Source organism: Marinobacter sp., from assembly GCF_035268745.1.
Taxonomy (GTDB): domain Bacteria; phylum Pseudomonadota; class Gammaproteobacteria; order Pseudomonadales; family Oleiphilaceae; genus Marinobacter.
In genome coordinates, this window is record NZ_DATFKH010000046.1 from 1 (window position 1) to 2079 (window position 2079).

Here is a 2079-nt window from a genome sequence, read left to right on the forward strand (position 1 = left end):
ATACAGCACGGTTCCCGTGTTTTCGTCCACCAGCAATGGAAACTGCTGCTTGCCGCCCAGCGCTTCTGCCTCACTGCGGAATTTGTGCCCACCCTTCGGACAGGGCCGGATTTCAACATCCAGATGCAGGGCGGTCAGCGCTTCGCGTACCCGCCGGCAATAGGGGCAGGCCTCAATATCGTAGAGCACCAGAGGCTTTTCAGGTTGCGGCACCGCGTGAACCACCAGACAACCACGCCACGCGGCCAGCGAGGACGTAGCGACCGAACCCAATACGTTAATATTGTGGGTAATGGCATTAATCATTCATTCATCCTTTTTAAACAGGGCATGCAGTTCCAGAGTATAAGGCAGGGCGACCAGGATAGATTACACAAGATAACAAAACCGCAATGAAAACAGCGTTGCTACTGGCATTTTTTAACGCCGTATAGAGACAATCAACATAGTAGGCTGAAACAATATGAGCTATTGTTAAGGTACATCGATCCATTGAGCCGCTATCATGATGTCACTTGCCCACCCGACAGTCTCCTCGTCCACCCGCGGGCCCTTGGGCCGGACAGCAGGGCGGCCGGTGATAGCGTTGATGGCAGGTCTGTCAGTGGCGCTGGCAACGATACTGGCGCTGCCGGTTCAGGCCAGTGATCAGTCAGCAGCCAACAAACCAGCAAAAACCTGGTCTGGTCAGATGCGTGCCTATGCCAACCGGTCACTGCACAACGATCAGGCGCTCAGCATGGCGGCCATCCCCCTGGATGGTCCCGGCATTGAACAGTATATCAATGCCGACGAGCTGATGAGCCCCGGCTCCATTATCAAGCTGATCACGACTTACGCAGCCCTGGAATTGCTGGGCCCGAGTTACCATTGGGAAACGCGCTTTCTGACTGACGGGCGCCTGCAGGGCGACAGGCTGAACGGCAATCTTTACGTAGCCATGGGTGGCGACCCCAAGCTGACCATTGAACGGCTCTGGACTGTGCTCAGCGAAATGCGGGGCATGGGCATCAGCAGCATTACCGGCGACCTGGTACTGGACGGCGATGTATTCAGGCTGACCGGGGAAACTCCCGCCTTCGAGGATAACGGCAATAACCCCCACGCTCCGTTTCTGGTAGAGCCCTCACCCTATCTCAGCAACCTGAACCTGGTCCACTTCCAGGTGCGCTCTGACGAGCGCGGCACCCAGGCATGGAGCGCGCCTGCCCTGCAAGAGATAGTGATTGACAACCGGGTGACGGCGAGCGCCGAAGGCCCCTGCCCTGCTCGCCGTTATTTTGAGTGGGAGCCGGTATTTCATGATAATGGCGGGGTAACGGTAAGGGTTAATGGCGAACTGCCTGAAGGATGCAGGACATCCGCCTACCTTTCGCTGATGAGTCAGGAACAGTACACCGCGTCGCTGATACGTTCGCTGCTCGCCGACATGTCTATAGAGCTTGCCGGTAACAACCGCCTGGCAACAACGCCTGAGGATGCCAGGCTTCTGCTGACCACCTCTTCTCCCGATCTGGTATCGATGGTAAGGGACATCAACAAGTGGAGCAGCAACGTCATGGCCCGCCAGCTGCTGCTCACCATCGGCGCCGAGAACCGGAAAACAGACGACACCGACGACCGCCTGGCAGGTATCCGCGCCATCACCCGGTGGCTTGAAGCCAAAGATATCAACACCGCGGGCCTGATGATCGAAAACGGTGCCGGCCTGACCCGGGAGGGCCGGATTACCGCGCGTCAGGGCGCCCAGATTCTCCAGCATGCCTGGAACAGCCCTTTCTCGGCCGACCTGATGGCCTCGCTGCCACTGATTGGACTCGATGGCACTATGGCGGGCCGGCTTCGCAATACCGGTATGGACGGTGAGGGCAGGATCAAAACCGGTTACCTTCAGGATGTTCGCTCAATTGCCGGATACACCCGCGATGACAATAATACCACCTGGGCGGTCGTGGGCATGGTGAACAACAATCCCGCCTGGAATGGCCAGGCAGTGCTCGACCGCATTCTTTATTCCCTGCACTTCAGGCCGCCAACAGGCACCACTCTCTCCCGGGCCGGTAATTCGACCGCGATTCA

The 2079-nt window shown here is 57.8% G+C and carries 2 protein-coding genes; one reads left to right on the plus strand and one right to left on the minus strand.

What is annotated here, in order from left to right; all coding sequences use genetic code 11:
- A partial coding sequence (locus tag VJ956_RS03215) for a glutathione S-transferase N-terminal domain-containing protein (protein ID WP_324081577.1) occupies nt 1-306 on the minus strand: 306 nt, incomplete at its 3' end.
- Nucleotides 307-589: 283 nt separating this feature from the next.
- On the opposite strand from VJ956_RS03215, the gene dacB reads away from it, so the two are divergent.
- On the plus strand, nt 590-2079 hold a 1490-nt coding region (gene dacB, locus VJ956_RS03220; protein WP_324081579.1), incomplete at its 3' end, for a D-alanyl-D-alanine carboxypeptidase/D-alanyl-D-alanine endopeptidase.